Origin of the sequence: Bradyrhizobium sp. 172 (genome assembly GCF_023101065.1) — a bacterium.
Lineage (GTDB): Bacteria > Pseudomonadota > Alphaproteobacteria > Rhizobiales > Xanthobacteraceae > Bradyrhizobium > Bradyrhizobium canariense_D.
The window spans coordinates 6,396,474-6,415,522 of record NZ_CP064701.1 but is presented as its reverse complement, the minus strand read 5'-3'; the positions used below and the strand labels follow the sequence as shown (position 1 = coordinate 6,415,522).

The 19,049-nt window shown below is 58.8% G+C and carries 19 protein-coding genes; 13 read left to right on the top strand and 6 right to left on the bottom strand.

Annotated elements, in window-relative coordinates; translation table 11 throughout:
* Nucleotides 1–10 precede the first annotated feature (10 nt).
* From IVB07_RS30725 to IVB07_RS30685, 9 genes are read left to right on the top strand one after another with little or no spacing between them, the layout of a single operon-like run.
* Nucleotides 11–643, top strand: a complete 633-nt coding sequence (locus tag IVB07_RS30725) for a nodulation protein NolU (protein ID WP_157643061.1) — start codon at nucleotides 11–13, stop codon at nucleotides 641–643.
* Entirely contained in the window at nucleotides 640–1,260 is a 621-nt protein-coding gene (sctL, locus tag IVB07_RS30720; RefSeq protein WP_018458369.1) for a type III secretion system stator protein SctL, read from the top strand. The genes IVB07_RS30725 and sctL overlap by 4 nt, the downstream gene beginning before the upstream one ends.
* A gap of 47 nt (nucleotides 1,261–1,307) precedes the next feature.
* Nucleotides 1,308–2,618: a type III secretion system ATPase SctN gene (gene sctN, locus IVB07_RS30715; RefSeq protein WP_083926521.1), complete on the top strand. Its 1,311-nt coding sequence runs from the start codon at nucleotides 1,308–1,310 to the stop codon at nucleotides 2,616–2,618.
* On the top strand, nucleotides 2,594–3,127 hold the full coding sequence (locus IVB07_RS30710; protein ID WP_247766826.1) for a hypothetical protein: 534 nt from the start codon (nucleotides 2,594–2,596) through the stop codon (nucleotides 3,125–3,127). The genes sctN and IVB07_RS30710 overlap by 25 nt, the downstream gene beginning before the upstream one ends.
* A gap of 26 nt (nucleotides 3,128–3,153) precedes the next feature.
* Nucleotides 3,154–4,239: a type III secretion system cytoplasmic ring protein SctQ gene (gene sctQ / locus IVB07_RS30705; RefSeq protein WP_247766825.1), complete on the top strand. Its 1,086-nt coding sequence runs from the start codon at nucleotides 3,154–3,156 to the stop codon at nucleotides 4,237–4,239.
* Nucleotides 4,232–4,897, top strand: a complete 666-nt coding sequence (gene sctR / locus IVB07_RS30700; protein WP_018458365.1) for a type III secretion system export apparatus subunit SctR — start codon at nucleotides 4,232–4,234, stop codon at nucleotides 4,895–4,897. The genes sctQ and sctR overlap by 8 nt, the downstream gene beginning before the upstream one ends.
* Nucleotides 4,898–4,899: 2 nt before the next feature.
* Nucleotides 4,900–5,175: an EscS/YscS/HrcS family type III secretion system export apparatus protein gene (locus tag IVB07_RS30695; protein ID WP_018458364.1), complete on the top strand. Its 276-nt coding sequence runs from the start codon at nucleotides 4,900–4,902 to the stop codon at nucleotides 5,173–5,175.
* 11 nt (nucleotides 5,176–5,186) lie between these two features.
* Nucleotides 5,187–6,008, top strand: coding sequence for a type III secretion system export apparatus subunit SctT (gene sctT, locus IVB07_RS30690; protein ID WP_018458363.1), 822 nt, complete (start codon nucleotides 5,187–5,189; stop codon nucleotides 6,006–6,008).
* Nucleotides 6,005–7,042, top strand: a complete 1,038-nt coding sequence (locus tag IVB07_RS30685) for an EscU/YscU/HrcU family type III secretion system export apparatus switch protein (RefSeq protein ID WP_018458362.1) — start codon at nucleotides 6,005–6,007, stop codon at nucleotides 7,040–7,042. The genes sctT and IVB07_RS30685 overlap by 4 nt, the downstream gene beginning before the upstream one ends.
* 43 nt (nucleotides 7,043–7,085) lie before the next feature.
* Here IVB07_RS30685 and IVB07_RS30680 read toward each other — a convergent pair whose 3' ends face one another.
* The 3 genes from IVB07_RS30680 to IVB07_RS30670 form a co-directional block, all read right to left on the bottom strand.
* Nucleotides 7,086–7,748, bottom strand: a complete 663-nt coding sequence (locus IVB07_RS30680; RefSeq protein ID WP_018458361.1) for a CpaD family pilus assembly lipoprotein — start codon at nucleotides 7,746–7,748, stop codon at nucleotides 7,086–7,088.
* Between the two features lie 10 nt (nucleotides 7,749–7,758).
* Entirely contained in the window at nucleotides 7,759–9,180 is a 1,422-nt protein-coding gene (locus tag IVB07_RS30675; protein ID WP_245288503.1) for a type II and III secretion system protein family protein, read from the bottom strand.
* A gap of 73 nt (nucleotides 9,181–9,253) precedes the next feature.
* A complete protein-coding gene (locus IVB07_RS30670; protein ID WP_018458359.1) occupies nucleotides 9,254–9,943 on the bottom strand; it encodes a response regulator transcription factor in 690 nt (229 codons plus the stop codon).
* A gap of 3,481 nt (nucleotides 9,944–13,424) precedes the next feature.
* Between IVB07_RS30670 and IVB07_RS30665 the strand changes: the two genes are divergently transcribed.
* Together IVB07_RS30665 and IVB07_RS30660 are read left to right on the top strand one after the other, a co-directional pair.
* Complete coding sequence (locus IVB07_RS30665; protein WP_345946760.1) at nucleotides 13,425–15,383, top strand: hypothetical protein; 1,959 nt, start codon at nucleotides 13,425–13,427, stop codon at nucleotides 15,381–15,383.
* Between the two features lie 729 nt (nucleotides 15,384–16,112).
* On the top strand, nucleotides 16,113–16,274 hold the full coding sequence (locus IVB07_RS30660) for a hypothetical protein (protein WP_247300649.1): 162 nt from the start codon (nucleotides 16,113–16,115) through the stop codon (nucleotides 16,272–16,274).
* On the opposite strand, the gene IVB07_RS30655 is transcribed toward IVB07_RS30660, so the two are convergent.
* Complete coding sequence (locus tag IVB07_RS30655) at nucleotides 16,261–16,455, bottom strand: chorismate-binding protein (RefSeq protein ID WP_247335419.1); 195 nt, start codon at nucleotides 16,453–16,455, stop codon at nucleotides 16,261–16,263. The genes IVB07_RS30660 and IVB07_RS30655 overlap by 14 nt on opposite strands.
* Before the next feature lie 283 nt (nucleotides 16,456–16,738).
* Between IVB07_RS30655 and IVB07_RS30650 the strand changes: the two genes are divergently transcribed.
* Together IVB07_RS30650 and IVB07_RS30645 are read left to right on the top strand one after the other, a co-directional pair.
* Complete coding sequence (locus tag IVB07_RS30650; RefSeq protein WP_247335417.1) at nucleotides 16,739–16,936, top strand: Dabb family protein; 198 nt, start codon at nucleotides 16,739–16,741, stop codon at nucleotides 16,934–16,936.
* A gap of 143 nt (nucleotides 16,937–17,079) precedes the next feature.
* Entirely contained in the window at nucleotides 17,080–18,102 is a 1,023-nt protein-coding gene (locus IVB07_RS30645; RefSeq protein WP_247456406.1) for a site-specific integrase, read from the top strand.
* Here the strand turns inward: IVB07_RS30645 and IVB07_RS30640 are convergent.
* Nucleotides 18,083–18,472, bottom strand: coding sequence for a hypothetical protein (locus IVB07_RS30640; RefSeq protein ID WP_247336284.1), 390 nt, complete (start codon nucleotides 18,470–18,472; stop codon nucleotides 18,083–18,085). The genes IVB07_RS30645 and IVB07_RS30640 overlap by 20 nt on opposite strands.
* Entirely contained in the window at nucleotides 18,469–18,831 is a 363-nt protein-coding gene (locus tag IVB07_RS30635) for a hypothetical protein (RefSeq protein WP_247336287.1), read from the bottom strand. Before IVB07_RS30635 ends, IVB07_RS30640 begins: the two co-directional genes overlap by 4 nt.
* Nucleotides 18,832–19,049 lie beyond the last annotated feature (218 nt).

The window sequence follows — 19,049 nt, the reverse complement described above, 5'->3', positions numbered from 1 at the left end:
GGTATCCGACATGACGAGACCGAATCCGTCTGCCGAGCGGCATGATCCGCTGAAACTAGCCTCTGTAGGTATTCGTAAGCTTGCTGCCACGATTCATCCGACCCGCCTTGCCGCGCGACTTGACGCGAACCTCTCGTCTGCGACGTTGGTGCGACTGCAGAAGAGTCCTAGGCTGCAGATAAGACTGCAAGCGTTGCTGCTTGAAGATGAACTGGGCTTGAACGGAGGTGACTTCGGGCCAGACCTTCTCCTCGGGCATGATCCGAGCAGGGCTGCCCTCCTCGCCGGCGGCATTTGGCATGCCCGTTCGCTGACAAGGCTGGTTTCAAAGCATGATGTCGCCGTTCTGGTCGAGCACGTCGGCACCGAGGTGCTGGCTTTCGGGATCCGACATGCAGCGCATGCGGTTTCGACCAGATTAATTGCTGATCCTCAACAACTCGCGCTAGGGATTGAAGACGATGGACATGCCTGCCTCGGCGCTTGGCTCGATGAAGCGTCAACGCTTGATTGCCGCCGCGTGCTTCTACGCCTAGCTGTCGGAACGGCCGCCGACAATCCGGCGACTGAACACCGCGATGCCGCGGGCCAATTGTTTTCGCCGGTGTTGGCCCATTTGGCGAGGGAGGCCCCAGCGGGATGACAGACGACGAAACTGCGCCGCCCGTCGCTCCGCAGATCCGCCCCCTTGGGCCACTCATAGCGGCGAGGGATCTCGAGATTTGGCACAGCGCCCTCGAGGCGCGTGCCGTGGCCGAGCGCAATCTGAAGCGCGTTCGCGGCTGGGCGCGCAGAGCTTATCAGAAGGAGCGTGCGCGCGGCCATGCTGAGGGGGTGAGGGCCGGCGCCGAGGAAATGGCACAGCTGGTCGCGCAGGCTGCCTCGGAAGTGGCACGACGAAAGGCCGTTTTGGAGCAGGAACTGTCAGCGCTCGTGATGGACATCGTAACTGATCTACTGGGCGATTTCGATCCCGGCGAGATGTTGGTGAGGACGGTTCGTCACACGATTTCGCACAGATATGGCGGGCCGAAACTGTCCCTTCATGCGTCCCCCATGGATGCTGATGCGCTTACGCGCGAATTTGCTGCCTGCGACGGACGGGAGGACCGGCCGGAAGTCCGAATTATTCCGGACCCGGCGCTGTCAGCGAACGAATGCGTGCTGTGGAGCGAATTTGGCAATATCCATCTCGGACTTGACGCGCAGCTCCGCGCATTGCGTTTGGGGCTTGGGTTAGATCATGAGGCAGACGAATAGTGACGGCGCCGAGACCAGACCATAGCTGTCCTGATGGAGATGGGACTCTGCACGCGGCGCTGGCGCGTCTGCGAACTACGGCAAGCCATGTGGACACGCGTGCCGTACGCGGGCGGATCACGCGTGCGATCGGCACGTTGATCCATGCAGTCTTGCCGGATGCTCGTATTGGAGAAGTTTGTGTGCTCAAGGATCCGCGCACCGGATGGTCGCTTGAGGCCGAGGTGATCGGTCTGTTGCAGGACGGCGTGTTGCTGACGCCGATCGGTGACCTGCAAGGCATGTCCGGCCGCGCAGAAGTCGTTGCCACTGGCCGAATGCACGAAGTGCCGGTCGGCCCCAATTTGCTTGGCCGGGTGATCGACAGTTTCGGCCGTCCACTCGATGGCAAGGGCGCAGTCAAAGCCATGGAGACGCGCCCGCTGCGCGGCAAAGCGCCAAATCCAATGACGAGGTGCATCATCGCTCGCCCTCTGCCACTCGGTGTTCGCGTCTTGGATGGTCTTCTGACATGCGGCGAGGGCCAACGCATCGGCATTTATGGAGAGCCTGGTGGCGGCAAGTCGACGTTACTGTCGCAGATCGTAAAAGGCGCGGTCGCTGACGTGACCGTGGTTGCGCTGATAGGCGAGCGTGGACGCGAAGTGCGTGAATTCATCGAGCGGCATCTTGGGGAGACTGCCCTCCGCCGCACGGTCGTCGTCGTTGAGACCTCCGATCGCTCAGCGACGGAGCGGGCGCAATGTGCTTATACGGCAACCGCGCTCGCCGAATATTTTCGCGATCAAGGCCTGCGCGTCGTTCTGATGATGGATTCATTGACGCGATTTAGCCGCGCTATGCGGGAGATCGGGCTTGCTGCCGGTGAGCCACCGACTCGCCGGGGCTTTCCTCCCTCTGTCTTTGCAATGTTGCCAGGTTTGCTGGAGCGCGCTGGTATGAGTGAGCGTGGCTCAATCACCGCCTTCTATACCGTGCTTGTGGAAGGTGACGGCACGGGCGATCCAATCGCCGAGGAAACGCGTGGCATTCTCGATGGTCATATCGTTCTTTCACGCTCTCTCGCGGCGCGGGCGCATTTCCCCGCCATCGACGTACTGTCGAGCCGCAGTCGCGTCATGGATGCCGTCGTATCTGCACCGCATCGCAAGGCAGCATCCCTCTTCCGTGATCTTATCTCCCGTCATGCAGAGGCCGAATTTTTGATCAAGGTTGGCGAATACAAGCAAGGCAGCGATCCGCTGACGGACCGAGCTGTCGCTTCGATCGATGATCTGCGCGAGTTTTTACGCCAGGGTGAAAACGATGCGTCCACTTTTGAGGAAACCGTCACATGGATGTGCCGTCTGACTGCATGAGTTGCATACACGTTTCGAGCTTGCGGCAAGTGAAGGATATGCGCGAGCGTAGTGCTCGTAGTGAGTTGTCCAATATGGAAGCCAAGCGTCATATCGCGACCTCGGCCGCGGAGCACGCATGGCACGAACTTGGAATTGCTGAAAAGCATCATACAGAGGCCCAGGCGGAGGTTTACCAGCAGTTGATGTCGGTCGGTACCTTGTCCGTCGTTGAACTCGATCATTGCCAACTCACTCTTGAGAGGCTAGCGATTGAGATCAGCTCGAAACGCCGCACACTTGAGGAGGCGCGTATCACTCAAAAGCAGGCCGAGACAGCGGCATCCGAGAGGCGTGCGCACTGGGCGAAGCGTTCCGCAGCGACTCATAAATGGCGACAAATCGAGACCGACGTCCGGCGTGCGGCCGATACCCATTCGGAAGTAACAGCCGAGCTAGAGGCTGATGATGAAGTCTTGCTTCGCCATGGGAGGGGTTTGCCCACGCTGGTGGCGGGCGGTTCAATTTGATGACCGCTAGTCCAGCTGGGAACCAAATGCGCTGCCCTGTACAGTCGCCTCCTGCAACTCGCGCGAACGCATACGCGAAGTACGAGCCGAGCCAGCGTCTAACCCAGAGTCTCGTCTCATGGCTCAACAGAAACGTGTGGCCCTCCGCCTCTTTGCGGAGTAATCTTTGCGACAAGCCGCTATCGGTGCGACTGGAACGACTTGTGTGGCAGGAGGAACCTCCGGCTCTGTCGATGCTCGATTGCGTTTGGCGCCTCGGCGATGATGCGCTCGTGTTGTCGATACCGCATGCGCTTGCGGAGGTCTTGATCTCGACAGTACAGAGTGGCCTAGCTTTACTTTCCGAGCCAAGTCGTTCGCTGGTTCTCGAACTTGCAATTGAATCGTTGCTCGCGCACCTGGAGACTGAGACAGAGCAGCAACTGCGACTCCTTCATGTTGGAAAGGCCGAGAAGAACGGGCCTTATATCGAACTCGACATCATCTACGGTCCGGTCAGGGGCAAAGGTCGCCTATTTCTTTTCTCGCCTCTTGACGGACCGATACCGCCGGCGTTCCGCGCCTTAGGCGAGCTGCTCGGCCAATTGCCGCGACAGTTGTGTGAGGTCCCCGCACAGCTACCCGTTACAATTGCAGGAGAGATCGGCTCCCTCCGGGCGTCAGCCTCGCTTCTTCGCAAAACACGTGAGGGCGACGCTTTGTTGCCGGATGTAATGCCATTCGCCCGCGGTCAGATCATCCTCACTGCCGGCCCGTTATGGGCCGCGGCAGATGTCACTGGCACCCGCCTGATTCTGCACGGACCGTTTCGCTTGCGGCCGCGCCCTCTGGAGTATGCGCATATGACGACACTGCCCGGTTTACAGCAGTCGCCTTCGGAAGCCGATCTCGACGATATTGAGATTTCGCTTGTCTTTGAATGCGGCCGCTGGCCCATCACGCTGGGAGCCCTGAGAAGCATCAGCAAAGGATATGTATTCGAACTTGGCCGGCCGGTCGACGGCCCGGTCGATATCCTTGCAAACGGCGTACGTATCGGGAGTGGCGACATAGTACGTATTGGGGACGAGCTCGGCGTTAGACTGCGTGGCGGGTTAGCGGGCAATGACTAACATTGAACCAGCAATACTGCCGCTTCTTGCGGTCACGGCCGCGCTCGGCTTGTTGGTCTTCGCTGTCGTCACGACCACGGCGTTCGTAAAGGTATCTGTCGTTCTCTTCCTCGTTCGCAATGCGCTTGGGACCCAATCGATTCCACCGAACATCGTTCTATACGGCGCAGCATTGATGCTCACCGCCTTCACGAGCGCCCCCGTCTTTGAGCAGAGCTACAATCGAGTCGCCGATCTGCAGCTCCGCTATCAAACGCTCGAGGATTGGGTAGCCGCCGCGAAAGTGGGGCAGGAGCCGCTGCGAGGCTATCTCAAGAACTTCACCAATGAAGAACAGCGAGGCTTCTTCCTGTCCTCGACCGAGCGTGTCTGGCCGGAAGAGATGCGCGGCAGAGCGACAGCCGATGATTTTGTCATTCTCGTCCCATCTTTTCTAATCTCAGAACTCAAGCGTGCCTTCGAAATCGGGTTTTTACTATACCTTCCGTTTATCACTATCGATCTGATCGTAACGACCATTCTGATGGCCATGGGCATGTCAATGGTGTCTCCGACAGTGATCTCAGTTCCTTTCAAGCTGTTTCTGTTCGTGGCGATTGACGGCTGGTCGCGGCTTATGCACGGGCTGGTGCTGAGCTATTCAACACCTGGAGGGTGAGCATGGATGAGGCCACTATTCTCCCTTTTATGAGCCGATCACTGGTGCTTTTCATGACCTGGGTTCTGCCTCCGCTCATTGCAGCGGCGGTCGCCGAAACCATCATCGGCATCATCCAGGCGGCAACGCAGATCCAGGATCAGACATTGCCACTGACTGTGAAGCTTTTGGTCATTGTTGGGATTATAGGTTTGTTTGCTCCGGTGCTGAGCGCCCCGCTCATCGAACAAGCCAAGCAGATCTTCACTGATTTTCCCGCGCTCACGACGGGCTACTAGCAGCAGCCGTCATGTATGATCTGTCAACCGCCGACACGCCAAGTCTGATCCAGGCGACCATCGAACTCGTCGTTGCTGCCGGCCTTGGTGCGGCCCGCCCCGTGGGCATCATGCTGGTGCTTCCAGTATTTACGCGTCCGCAGATCGGCGGCCTGATCCGCGGTTGCCTTGCCGTCGCGCTCGAACTACCATACTTGGCGCACATCGCCGATGGCCTGAAGGAGCTAGATCCGGACACTCGTCTGCTCAAGATCCCGCTACTCGGTCTTAAGGAGACGTGTGTCGGCCTACTGATCGGCGCCCTCCTCAGTATTCCCCTCTGGAGTCTTCAGGCCGTCGGCGAGTTCATCGACGCGCAACGGGGCATCAGTAGCGTGGTCACTCCCGCCGATCCCGCGACACGCAGTCAGGCTTCGGCGACGGGACTTCTTATCGGGACCACCGCGACCACGATCTTCGTCGTATCGGGGGGCCTGCAAACCATGATCAGCGGGCTTTACGGCAGCTATCTGGTTTGGCCGGCTTATCAGCTTGGACCCACGCTGAGCATGCAAGGGACACTGGAGTTGTGGGGCGTGCTCGACAGCATCATACGTACCGCCGTCCTGGTCTCTGGACCTGTGGTAGCTTTCCTCTTGCTGGCCGACATATCAGCGCTTCTGCTCGGGCGCTTTGCGCCGCAATTCAACCCGCGGGACCTATCGTTGACGATCAAGAATATAGGTTTTGCGATCGTCATGGTGACTTATACGCTCTACCTCATCGAATACATGCAAGCGGAAATCATGCAGTCGAGCCGAGAGCTGGAGAGGCTCGAGAGGAAACTGAAGTGAGCGACACGAGCGAAGAGAAAACGCTCGCCCCCACTGAAAAGAAGCTAAGCGACTCGCGCAAGAAAGGCGTGGTTCCGCATAGCACGGATCTAGTCAGGGCCCTCAGCGCTTGCGCCGGTCTCGGTTATGTCTGGTTAGAAGCGAGTTCCATCTACGACAAATGTCGTGAAGCGCTCATGCTGACTGACAAGCTGCTTGATAAGCCGTTCAATATTGCGGTCGATCTTGCGCTTGGCGTCTTGCCCGAACTTGCACTGGGAATTGTTGGCCCGCTTCTTGGGAGTATGGTCACCTGCGCAATTCTGACGACGGTCCTAGCCAATGGTGGATTAGTGTTCTCCTCCGAGCCGATGACGCCGAAATTCGAGAACATTGATCCCATCAACGGACTGAAGCGCATCGCCTCTTTGCGTTCCCTCATCGAGCTTGGCAAGAGCTTGTTCAAGGTCTTCTGCCTCGGCGCGATCTTTGTCCTCGTCGTTGTCGGCGCGTGGAAGACACTGGTCTATCTGCCGGTTTGCGGCACGGGCTGCTTCGAGTTCGTGTTCATTCAAGTGAAACTGTTGATCGGGATTGCAAGTGGTGCATTTCTTATCGGCGGATTGGTCGATCTCCTCATCCAGCGTTGGTTGTTCTTGCGCGGCATGCGCATGACTAAGAGCGATATGAAGCGCGAGGACAAGGAGCAGCAAGGCAATCCGGAGGTCAAACGCGAACACCGACGCCTTCGGCGGGAGCAGGCGAGCGAGTCCCCTCTCGGCGTGAGTCGCGCGACATTGATCTTGACTGGGCGCGAGCTGCTGGTCGGGGTACGCTACATCCGTGGCGAAACGGGCGTCCCGGTCCTGGTTTGCCGCGGCGACGGGGAGGCGGCTTCACGGCTCTTTGATGAAGCGAGGCGCCTTCGTCTCAGTATCGTCGAAGATCACGTCCTGGTCCGTGAGCTAATCCGCAACACTAGCCTTGGCAATTCCATTCCTGTCCAGTACTTCGAGGCTGTCGCAAAAGCACTCTTTGCCGCCGGCCAAATCTAGTTCGTGTTGTGAATGAGGTCGCATCGAATGACTGATGTTCTCGCTATCGAGAGGGCTGCACGGTCTGGGTGCCGGCAGACGTGGGATCTGACGGCAGCTTGTTGTTAGCCATACCCAAGTTGCTGTTATTGCCGGTCGCGAAGGTTTTGTATGTGGCAACGGGAATGGCCGCACGATTACCATCACTCGGCACAACGGCCTGATTGTCAATCAAGTCGCGCGGATCGTTGACCATGCCGGCCAAGTTGTTGCGGATCGAGCAGCCAAGCGTCGGATCGAAAGAATTGTCGTTCACTGAAGGGCCGACGATCGCAATCGACGGACAAACTGGAGGGCGCGCCTCGTACGTAATCGCCTCGATTCGGGCGGCAGAGCCATCACGCCTATCGATGAATGGACCGTACAGGCGGATGTTGTGAGCGTCGACGCCCACTGCGCGGGCCTCAGCTGCTATCTGCGCCCCGAGCCGACGTGAGCCGACGATATCAAGATGGAGCGTGTCGTACCGACCGCGACTGGTACTCGCTATGAAGTAACGCAGACGCTGCCGTTCGGGCCCTCCAAGGGTCTGTAACAGTAAGACGTTCTTCTCTTGTTCAACTAGGATCGCTTGCGCGGTCGGCTCGAGGTAAGTCGGCGCGGTGCTTGCGCAGCCACCTAGACTGGCCGTCAGACCGATGAAGGGGCGCACGAATCGTAATCTCATTGGTCGATCCTCATTCGATGGTGTGGCCGGTGCCCCTTGTCGCGCCTGGTACGCTTATCGGGGGAGCACCGCGAACAGGCGAGCGCGTTGCCAATGTGTTCGTCAGACTGCGCGCGAGGTCTGAGGGCGGAGCGATGCGGTCGGTGGGCGCACTCATCTGCTTCGAGTTCGATCTTGGCCGCACGACGTAAGGCGTGACGATGATCACGAGTTCCGTCTCATCCTGTTGAAATGACGATGAGCGAAATAGCGCACCAAGAATCGGAACGTCGCCGAGCCAAGGGAAAGTCGTGATCTCAGTGCTGAAGTTGCGCCGGATAAGCCCACCAATTGCAAAGCTCTGGCCGCTGGCGAGCTCGACAACCGTGTTTGCACGCCGGGTGGAGAGAGCCGGCACGGAGATGCCGTTGATGTTGACAGCACCTTGTGACGATAGTTCGCTGACTTCAGGCTTCACGCGGATATTGATCTGATTGTTACTGAGAACGGTCGGCACAAACTCCAGGCTGACGCCGAAGTGACGGAACTCGACAGAGACCTGCCGATTGTCCTGCAACACCGGAATGGGAAATTCGCCGCCGGCGAGGAAGCTGGCGGATTCGCCTGACATTGCGGTGAGGTTCGGTTCAGCAAGTACGGAAGCGAGGCGCTCGTGAGCCAGTGCATCGAGCATAGCGCTGACGTTCACATGGCCAGTGTTGACCCCCATCTTCGCCGTACCGCCGCCCTGCGCCGCGCCGTATCCACCACCACTGCCACTGACCAAGCCGACAGTGAAAGGGCCAGCTTGACCGGAAGCGGAGAGGTTGACGCCGAGCTCCTTCATGGCGCTCCGGGAGACCTCCGCCACCCGCACGCTCAGATTCACCTGCAATGACCCCGCCACCTGAATCTTGTTGACGACGAGCGCACCAGACCCGAGAAACTGCTCGGTCACTTTCATCGCTATATCGACGATCTCCGCATTGGGCGCCGTACCGCTAAGGATGGCCCCGCGCGGGGTGTAGCTTACCTGGATGGGATAGTCGCCGACCTGGGCTTTCAGCGTGGCGCGCAGATCCTCGATCGGCTGGGTGACGACAACACGCAGCTCAGCGAGAGCCTCCCCGGCCTCGTTCAGTGCGAACAAGGTGGTCCGACCGGATTTTTTGCCGAAAACAAAGATGGTCCTGTTCGAAGGTGCCTGATAGTCCGCGACCGTAGGATCTGCGACAAAGATGCTCGCGGCTGGCGCTGGCAGGTGAATCGTCTTACCTAGCGAAGAGGAAAGGGTCAGCGTTGCGCTAATGCCGTCGGCAGCCGTACGCTGCGGCCCACTTCCATCATCCCGCTTGATCTGAGCTACGGCCGCAGCCGGGAATAGCAGGATGACCACGCACAAAAGATGCCAAAGACAAGGAAGAAATGTGGACGAAAGGCCGTTGGCGGCGATCGATCCTCGAGTGACGCCAGCATGCTTGTCAAGAATGATGCTCAAGATGGTCTTTTCTTTCAAGTTCAATTAACTACGCGGTCGATGCCGCGCCTTTCAATTCAAGGACGTAGCCGATCCCGCGCGCGGTTTTGATCCGTAGCGTCGCACCGGACCGACTCAAATGACCGCGCAAACGATAGATTCCGACCTCAAGCGCATTGGTTGAGACCTCGTCGTCAAATGCATAGAGGCTATCTTCCAATGACGCACGAGCCACGGTGCGGCCGGCGCGGCTGAGCAGATGTTCGAGAATGCACACCTCGCGGCGGGCAATCTTCAGTGGTCGACCATTGACCGTCGCTTGCCGACCGATCGAATCGAATCGTAGATTGCCAAAGGTAACAATGGGGGCCGTCATTTGCGTTGACCGGCGCAGAGTAGCGCGCATTCGTGCGATGAGTTCATCAGTAGATACGGGCTTGGGCAGGAAGTCGTCCGCACCGCCATTAAATAGCGCTATCCGCCTACCGAGCTCATTGAAGTTACTCATCATCACGGCAGGCATCGAATGTCCGTCACGTCTCAACTGCTTCAGCCAATCCAAGCCGTCTCCATCCGGTAGAACCAACTCGAGCAAGAGAATGTCATAGCTGGCGCAAGAAAAAGCGGCGGCGGCCTCGTCCAGGGTGCACGCTACGTCAACGGCAAAACCGCAATCGGAGAGCGCATCTTGTACAACGCGCGCGGGGTCCCTCTCATGATCAACGAGTAGCGTTCGCATTCCAGGACCTCCTATCAAGTCACGCCAAGACACCCACCACGTCACGCCACCCCCGAGCGGAATTGAACAGTCCGGCCTCCGCGTAAGCATTGGAATCGGGAATAGACGAAGAGCTGCGGTACTGGCGAATCGCATATTGGATCGGGATTCCATTGTGAGCTCGACTGGCGTTGTTCACTGTCTCACGTGGCGCGCGTGAATCTTGGTGACGTCGAATGTGCTCTTTCCACCGGGGCGTAGGCGGCAATCAATACATTGCATCGATAGGCGGGCAGCACCCGCTCAGCGCCGGAACAATCGCGGCAGTTGTCGCCGACATCGTGAAGTCGAGATGATTGCCGAGAACACATTGATTGGTGAAATCGATGGTTTGGTTCGATGCATTCACATGGCGGATTAGTGACAATGCCGTTCCATGGTCTGGATCTAAATCTCCTCATCACGATCGATGCTTCCGATGGCGAACGCAGCCGCACGGCCGCAGGTTTGATGGGGGAGCAGCGATGATATGCGATTTGCATCGCGGCCCTCAATTTGCAAAGCCTCACACGCCGGCAGGCGTTCCGTGCTTGAGCAACGAACTTCCTCATTCGGCCAAAAAGGTGAGCCTCCTTCGTGCTCCGATCACCGGAGCGACAGTGATGGCGAAGCGCGGCTACGCTCAGCTGGAGAACGCCATAACGAGGCCGTCCTGCCGCGCCTTCCTATTTTTGACTTTTATAAAATCACCGAGACGCTTTGGAAAGAACTGCTCAATCCAAAGACGGGGGGTGACATGAACTTGGCCGCACCGGGCAAAACCGTGCCTACAATCCGATCGCGGTGTCCATGATCACGTACTCATCGCAGCTTTGCCGACAGCAAACCTACGATGTTGCGTGATGCACGGCGCTTTCCCTACCCGGCAGCACATGAAGTGTGAAATCAATTCTTTGGATAGATTGCATTCACATCCTGGATAGTGACAAGACGTCTGAGGTCTGTGTCTCACTCTCCTAGTCGCACCTGATGCTCTGATGACCGAACGCAATCTGTCGCTGACAGCTCTGGTAGGGTGAGCGATGATTTTGGTGATTTTGCATGACGGCGTCTTCCTGCAAGGCTCACATTGGGCACCGACTCTTCTGGACTAGCAAACCCAGTCATGGTCACTCGCCCAGCAATGTCGGTTTTGCTCCATCCGGACGTGAGAAAAATGTTGTTCTGATCGACATTCTACGTCTGATCAGAATGTGCAGCATCTCGGAATCGGTGGGCGACTTGCTCAGGAAATCGCATGGTGCATGACCGCGCGTCTGCAAGTTGTCCCGTCTGAGCCGAAGCGCCCCGGTCCTAGAGAGCTTGACGGCCAATAAGTCTTCCGCAGTGCTTGGCCGGCGCATTGGAGCGCGGACAGCTGCTTTGGTCACGTTTGGTCAGCTAAGCTGTATATCCTCCTGGCAAAGCTTGCCGCGCACGAGCTCAATCGCGTGCCCTTTGCCAATGCGGGAGCGATCTGATGTATGGCAGAATCGGTGGATCCGTTTTGCGGAAGCGGTTGCCGGCCTGGAGCGAGGTGGGTCGTCGTCGGCGGGCGCGTCGCCATACTCCTTGCGTTCCAATCCGCCCATTATCAAGATCGTCGACCGAGCATCTTTCATGCGCAAAGTGAGACAGTCTTGTCCAGTGACGTCATGCACATCGCCAGTAACCCGCAGGAGTATTCGGATTTTGTCGGAGAAAGCCGAGCGGGCTGCAACTGCCGGTGAAGGCTATTCCAGTACTTACGGTGATCCGGATAAGCCGGCGCGATTTTTCAGCTATCAGGTCGGGTGACGAAACTGTGAGCCGGAGGCTCGGTCCGGATCGAGGGAGACCAGTTTCGCCAACAGTTCGGGCGTAACGTTATCACGTCCGTGGTAGATCTACGCGTTACTCATCCGCTCGACGAGTACGCGGGCGATATCCTGCTGGAGCATGAACTGCGAATGGACGGCGATCATCCGTTGGTCTTATCACGTCCTGGCGTAGGAGGTATGGAACCCCGTCTAGCGGAAATGGGTTTTGTTCATGGCGGGTCGCAAAAACTGGGTGCTTGATCCTCAACAGGATCCCAAAGTGTGGACGGAGAACGAGAACGACCAGTGGCACCGAGTAGACAGCCCTACAAAGTATCTTTCCAAAGTCGAGGATAGCGATGGTCAAGAGAGCTGCGAGACGGATTTCGTCTGACGATGATCCCTCGTATTACCTGGAGCGCGCTGTTCGAAGATTGGCTGTGGGACAAGGCGATTCGGAATGATGAAAGCTGGCGGAACCGACTGGTATTTCGCTATTGTAGGGGCCGGTTCAGTAGTGAACTTGAAGGAAGCGCTCGCGCCGAATAGTGCTCCTCGCGCGTGACAGATGCCCGGTTTGGAACGTCAAGTTTGACTTCCTCGGCTACCGCTTCCGACCGCGACGGGCAAAGAACTCACAAAACGCCTCGGCATTTTGCAGTTTTCTGCCTCGGCTCAGCGCTTCGGCGGTGAAGTTTATGCGGGTGGCAATCCGGGATTTGGACCTCCGAAAACGGACCCATGTGTCAATGGTGACATCGCTCGGCAGCTCAATCCGCTCCGCGGGCGGGGATTGTGTATTACGGTCGATTCAGGCGGGCGCCTCTGGGGCAATCCTCCGATACGTCAATCAGACAATCGAGGCTTGGATGATGCGGAGGTCCAAACGCTTTATGGGTCGCAAGGCGAAGACCGGCCGCGTTCTCGAACGGCTATCTCGCGAACGTCCCGGTTTTTTGCACAATGCAAGACCGGCATACGCGGCTCGTTCGCCTGATGGGAGCCCAGTGACGGGAGAGTCTCACGCTGGGATCCATGAGAGCCCGGCGGTGAGATTCCGCCGGCCTACTCGCCAAGCCGTCTGCCCGGATGTGTGAGGGCAAAGCCAAATGGCCTCGCTACTCGACCACGATCCACGGCGATGTGGGTTTCCTGTGCAACCGGAAAAACGCCCTTCGTCAGCTACTCGTCAGCCAGCCTGTCTATCCAGACAGGCTACGCATTCTCGACTTGGTTGGAGATGGAATATGACGGGCATTGGCCGATCTGGCAGATCGCGCATTGGGGATGCTGGAGCCGGATCGAGCAGTTCACGCTCGCACTCAAGTCTAGCCCCTGGGGAAGGCAGTCAATCGTTCGATTCCGTCGTGGAGCGGATGCGCTCTGGGCCCCAAGATAGAGGGACGCCCTCCGCTAGCATGGCGCGCGGTGCCGACGATGCCCTTGGCGACAGGTCTTCCGGTCCCTCCGTTGGCCCAGATCGAATCCTAGGCGCTGCGGCACGGGCAGCCGCTGCGCCACGTGCAGTCACTGCGCGGCGGCGCGGCTTTCCCTCAGTGTCGGAGGGTGGAGACACGGCACCGGTCGCCAGCCAGCCGCCAACTTCCGGTGTGGCAGTCCCCATTTCTTCGTCAGAGGAAGAAATCAACGCAACAAGGCGGCACATGGAGCGCCTGCGTGAGGAACTTGCCGCTTGCCGTCAGCCGGGCGAGGATGCCGAGCTGGAGGAGACGCTAGAGCTGATCGATCGGTTCGTCGAAGCAGGTTCGGCAGTTCTGGAGTACTACGCGAGGCTGCGCCCGGCCATGGCGCCAAGCATTCTGTCCGACGCTGACGTCCGTCGATGCTGCTATGTCGTGCTCGATGCTGGGGGGAAAGCCAAATTGGTGGGCTCGGCGATTATCTCCGCCTTGCAAGACCGCAGAAAGAATTCGGCAGACCTGTTCCAGCGGATTTTCGCGAACGCTACCCCCGACCAGCTGAGCCGAGTGGCTTCCAGTATGGTGAAGGACCATATGCCTGTCATCGAGTGGTGGGGAAAGAAGCTGTTACGCTCGGAACGGATGGTGTCCGTCTGCGAGACCGCTGCCAACTTGCCAAGCACGACGGCCGAGATGCGGAAGCCCATCGAGGCCGCACTACGCCTGCATACCGGCTCGGCACTTTATGATGGGTGCTTGCATCTGGAATCGCGGATTAAGCTCGCGAAGCTTCTGATTGAGTCTCAGGCGAGCACGTTTGAACCAGCCGTGAGGGACGCCCTCATGGATGAGAAGGGGCGGGTGCGTCTGCTCGGGACCTATATCCAGGATGCTTTTCCGGCATTCAACTCGACGTGCAAAGCCGTTCTGAACGAGGACGGAGAACCACTCGACGCAGAGCACTGCGCCGTTCTGGAAGGAGCCATGGAACGGCATTCGGAATTTGCCTCAGGGGTGGAACGCATCGTTGCCAGCCTAAGGGATGCTAGAACGGATGCCGACCTTCCATTGGAACAATTGGACCAGATCGTGGAAGGTGCATGGGTCACCGCGCACCAAGTCACGCGACTTTTGGCAGTGCAGCCAAACAGGCAAGTGGAGCCGCCTGCCCAGACTGCGATATCGGAAAAGACCGACTTAGCGGCTGAGAACCACGCGGCGCGCAGGAAAGGGAAAGGCAAGCGCGCACCGGCCGCAGGCGAGGGGAGTTCAACTGCCAGGCTGCGCGAGCCGCAGCTCGCCAGGCCCGACGCTGCCACGGTTATCGTACTCTCGGATCTGGGTACGAAGAAACTCGCGAGTGCAGAGGAGGCGCGCGCGAGGGCGTCGTCATCGGCGACCGGGCACCTGGACATGTGGAAGGCTCCGCCCTCCAGGAACGCACTGACGGGATTACTCAAGCGATTGGACGAGCTGCTGCAGTTCGATCTGCCGGCTCAGCAAAGCGCCGTCTCGCAAGCGCGCCAGATGAAGCCCGAGGACGCCGACCACGTCGTGGATCTCGTCCTTAAACGCCTGCAGACGCAGACCATCGAGATTAAGACCTGTGTAGCCGCGCTGGAGGAGCCCCGCCGACGTGGCCTACTCACGCCTGCGCAAATGACCGAAGTGCACAACAAAATAGTCCGGCTTAAGGCGATGTTGTCCGAGGTTCAGGGACAGGCAAACTCAGTGAACGCGCAAAAGGCGGCGATCACGATCGATTGCATGAAGACCTATGCGTTTCCATCGCAGAAGTACCTTGAACAGTTGCGGGCGGCCGAAGAACTTGCGTCTGTGTATCCACCCCACGCATTGAAGATCGAGCCAACGACGCTGTTCGAGGTCGAGCTGCAGCCCAAGGCGCTGCGCAGTGGTAGGATGCCAAATCCGATGTGGGTGCACATCCATACCAAGCTGCCGGTACATGCCTTGCAGTTGGCGACGCTGGGCGTCGCCGACTTCGCCGCTTGCCACGTGAAGTCCAATGAACAGCGCGGCTACAATCGGCAATGGCAGAGCGCTCAAGCCCGCACGGGGCACAAGAACGTCGTGATCCACCGCGGCAAGCTCGCGCCTGCGTTCTGTAAGTCGTTGTTGAGCATCGCCTCCCTTCCCGAGGCGGAGCACGCGTCGATGCAGTTCGCGCGCCTCAGGATGTAGTTACCTGAGTGTCTCGCGCCAGAGCGTCGCTGTGCTGACACCATCAAGCAGACCGTATCACCGAGAGGAAATCCTCGATGCACTCGAAGCCCGCGCGGGCTCCTCGAACAGATCGACAACGGGTCCGACTGAAATTCGATCGGGAGCGTGGAGACCCCGACTTCCGTTCGCTTGAAAAACAGCATCGCGGCCCTTGTCGCCGCGCTTGCGATGGCCGGGTCCGAATAGCCTAGGATCCGGCTATGCTTCAGATCGTGAATGAAACAGTTTTGCGCATTTGTGTTCGAGATCCCATCGCCGATCGCTTCGTAAGTGTCTGCGGCGCCGTGCTTAGCGCCCTACCAATGATTGCGCTTCCCGGCCTGGAGCACCAGAATGCGGTGTAAAGAGACTCGGATCGATAACCAGCTCGGTTCTCTTGGTCGATTAGCCGTCACCTAAATGCAATGCGATCAGCTGCCCGTCGCCGGGGTTATGGTCCTTTCCGAGATCGCAAGCGCCTCATGATGATGTCCGGATGGGGTGGGTCATCCTCTGCAACGGCGGGCGGGCGAGCTCGCCACCAGTCGATTGACCGAGGTCACCACGACCACCGTCTCAGCGGGACATCGCCGGCCCGGCGGACCGGGCCAGAAACTTGCAAATTAAGGCCGGGCCGGCGCGTGGCCCCAGTCAAACGACGTGCCGTCGAGGGAAATGCAGTGGAGGATCACAGAGATATTGTGCGCAATGGCGACGTTGCCTTTTCATACCGACACGCTTCGCGAGCTTTATTCCCAAGGCCTCCGCGTTTCGCTGATGGTGAGCGGCGATTTCAGCGATGGTGAGCAGGCATTTCGCGCGATCGGCCGCGCTTTTGAGCTGATCTGCCGGCGCGTCAAACTTTTGTGAAATGCTCGGGCGAACTCGATGCAATGGTGAGCTCGCCATACCGAAGAAGGTCGGCAAAGGGAGCCGAATTCATTTTCCGCAGCTGACAATAGAAGGCTATCAGATCGAACGAGTTCGCCAGGCGAGCGCTGAAGCGCTGCGCAATGTTGACCTGGAAGGCGTCACCCGACAGATCAATCACGCGTTGTACAGCCGTGACGGCCTGGCCTGGTGTAAAGGAGGGGGCTGAGACTGTAACCAGCCCAACAAATTCTTCGACTCTTCGGCGAGCTCTCTCACGCCGGCGAACCGGATCCTGCTCCGGCCACCCGGTAGAAAGGACCAGCATTTGTCATGGCGGTAATCCAAGCTTATCACGCCTCGTAAAGATATAGGAGTGCCTGAGGCAAGCGATGCCTCCCGACGGTATCGTTCCAGCGTCCTGTTCAGCTCGTAGCCAAAAAAGGCGGCGGCGCCGCCCTGGAATGCCGGGAGATCGGCGCGACGGCCTTTCCGTTCTCGGCAAAATCCCGCACGCACGCCGGCTTGAGCTCGCTCGCAAGCGCAAGAGTGACCGGCTTGGCAACGAAATTGACGTGATCGTCTGCGGTGAATTCGAGGACGAAGTCGAACTCGAAGCCTATAAAGCGCACGAGCTTTACCAGGAGTCGATCCGGCAGTAGCTCTCGGAGCGGACTGACCTGAGCGAAGTCAATCCGCAACTTCGCGATGAACTTTGAGTAGATGCTTCCGTGGAGGTCATTAGCTTCGCGCGGATCGACGCTCGACGACTGGGGCAGAAGACACTCGATGTGCAGGAGATCGAGTGCGGCAACGCGGAAGAAGCTCTTCAGCTTGGCTATGCCGGGGAGGCTATCGTCCCGCTCCGGAGGTAGTCGAGGCACCTCGGCCGCCCACCTTCGCCGATGCGGCGCTCGCCTATCTCAAGGCCGGCGGCGAGGCCAAGTTTCTGGGCAAGATCATCGAAGCCACTGGCGACCACGCCCTGCGCGACAAACCGCTCTCCAGCATCGACCAGATCGCAATCGACAACGCCGCGCGCGGCGTCTACCCTCTGCCGCCCGCTACTACGCTGAACCGCCAATTCTACACGCCCGTATCGGCCGTGCTTAAGCACGCCGGCATCGAACTGAAGATCCGCCGGCCCAAGGGCTGGCGCGGCAGCAAGGCCACCGAATGGCTCGAGCCGGACCAGGCCTTTGCCGTGATCCGCGAGGCCTATGCAATCGAGCCTGAGTTCGGCCTGTTCTGTCTCACGTTGCTCTACACAGGTATGCGGCTTGGGGATGTGACGGAAGAGGCCTTGCTACGCGGGCTGAAGCTGGACCAGGCGCTGCTTTATCTGGGCACCACAAAGAACAGCGAGCCCCGCCCGGTACACCTGCCACCGATCGTGGTGGAAGCGTTTCGAAAGGCGCCGCCCCGCCCCACCCGGCCCCGAAAGGCCGCCGGGACGGTATTGGCCAACGGTGCTGCCGGCCGAAACCGCATTGGTGCCGGTGAGCCGTTCCTCGACCGCCATGGCGATGAGCGGCTGTTCCGGTTCTGCAAAGGCGGCCGGCTCTACAAGATGCTCTACCTGGCGCTGGACCGCGCCGGCGTCGTGCTGCCGCGCCGCATGCGCGGCTTCCACATCTTCTGCCACACCTACGGCACCTGGATGCACCGCTACGGCGGGCTCGACACCTATGGGCTGACCCGCACCGGCCGATGGAAGGATCCTGACTCGGCTGATCGGTACAATCACACGATGGCGAGCGCGGAGGCGCGGCAGGCGGATCTGCTGCCGGTGCCGGATACTGCTCTTTCTAGAAGGAAGCGTGCTTAGGTCGCTTACGGATTTCATCAGCGAGGCCAGAATTGCGCCGCCATGACAGGAACGCGAGTAAAAGACAAATAGCGGTAAGCACGATGCAGGCCGGAAACGCCAGCAGATTACTGATATCGGCCTTGGATACAGGAGCGGCAGGAATCGTGGCGAGCTTCTCAAGCGCCGCGACAAAAGAGCCGATCAGGCCGAGCACCGCCCCCAAGCCTACGAAGCCGAGGGACCCAAGCAGCCCCGACTGCGGCTGGGTAAGTTGGTCAAGCTCGCGATCAAGAATCATGTGCCAATCCACAAAAGCAGGCATTGATATGCGAGCAGCAGGCGTATGCCCTTCGGCAATGCCTCCGGAAGTCGCTGACTGCTCGCTCATTTCTCTTTCCGCCCCTCCACCCATTGGTCATAATAATGCTTCGCGTGGGGACTGACGAATCCACAGTTGGTGCAGATCAAGATCGATATCTCGAAAATCGGCGAGTCCAGCGAAAAGCTGCCCTCCGCATTCTTCCCCCAAATCCCACCCCAAGGGGAAGGCTGGTTGTTCAACAACCAATTCGAGGTATTGCAGCGAGGACATTTGTTCGAGACGCCCTTGGCGTCCAGAAACTGCGCAAAAAGTTGAGCGTCCGGATTAGAGGCCATCACAGAAGATTGCCAGAGTCGCAACCAATGCTCAACAAGGTGGGTGAACCGGGGAAATCGCGGGGAATGCCCGATCAGATAAAAATCCATCAACAATTACAATGGCTGGTAGCGCCTTCACACGGGAGAGGTCCAAGGTTCGATCCCTTGTGCGGCCACCACCAATCCCTCTGATATTATAGGCGTATTCGCCCTTTGTGGTTTGCTGGCTTTCGGCAGTTACCGGCACTAGATGGCAGAACGAAGCTGCAACACCCGGGGGAAATCCGGGGAATATGTTCATGCGCTGTTCTGGCCATCAAGTAGCG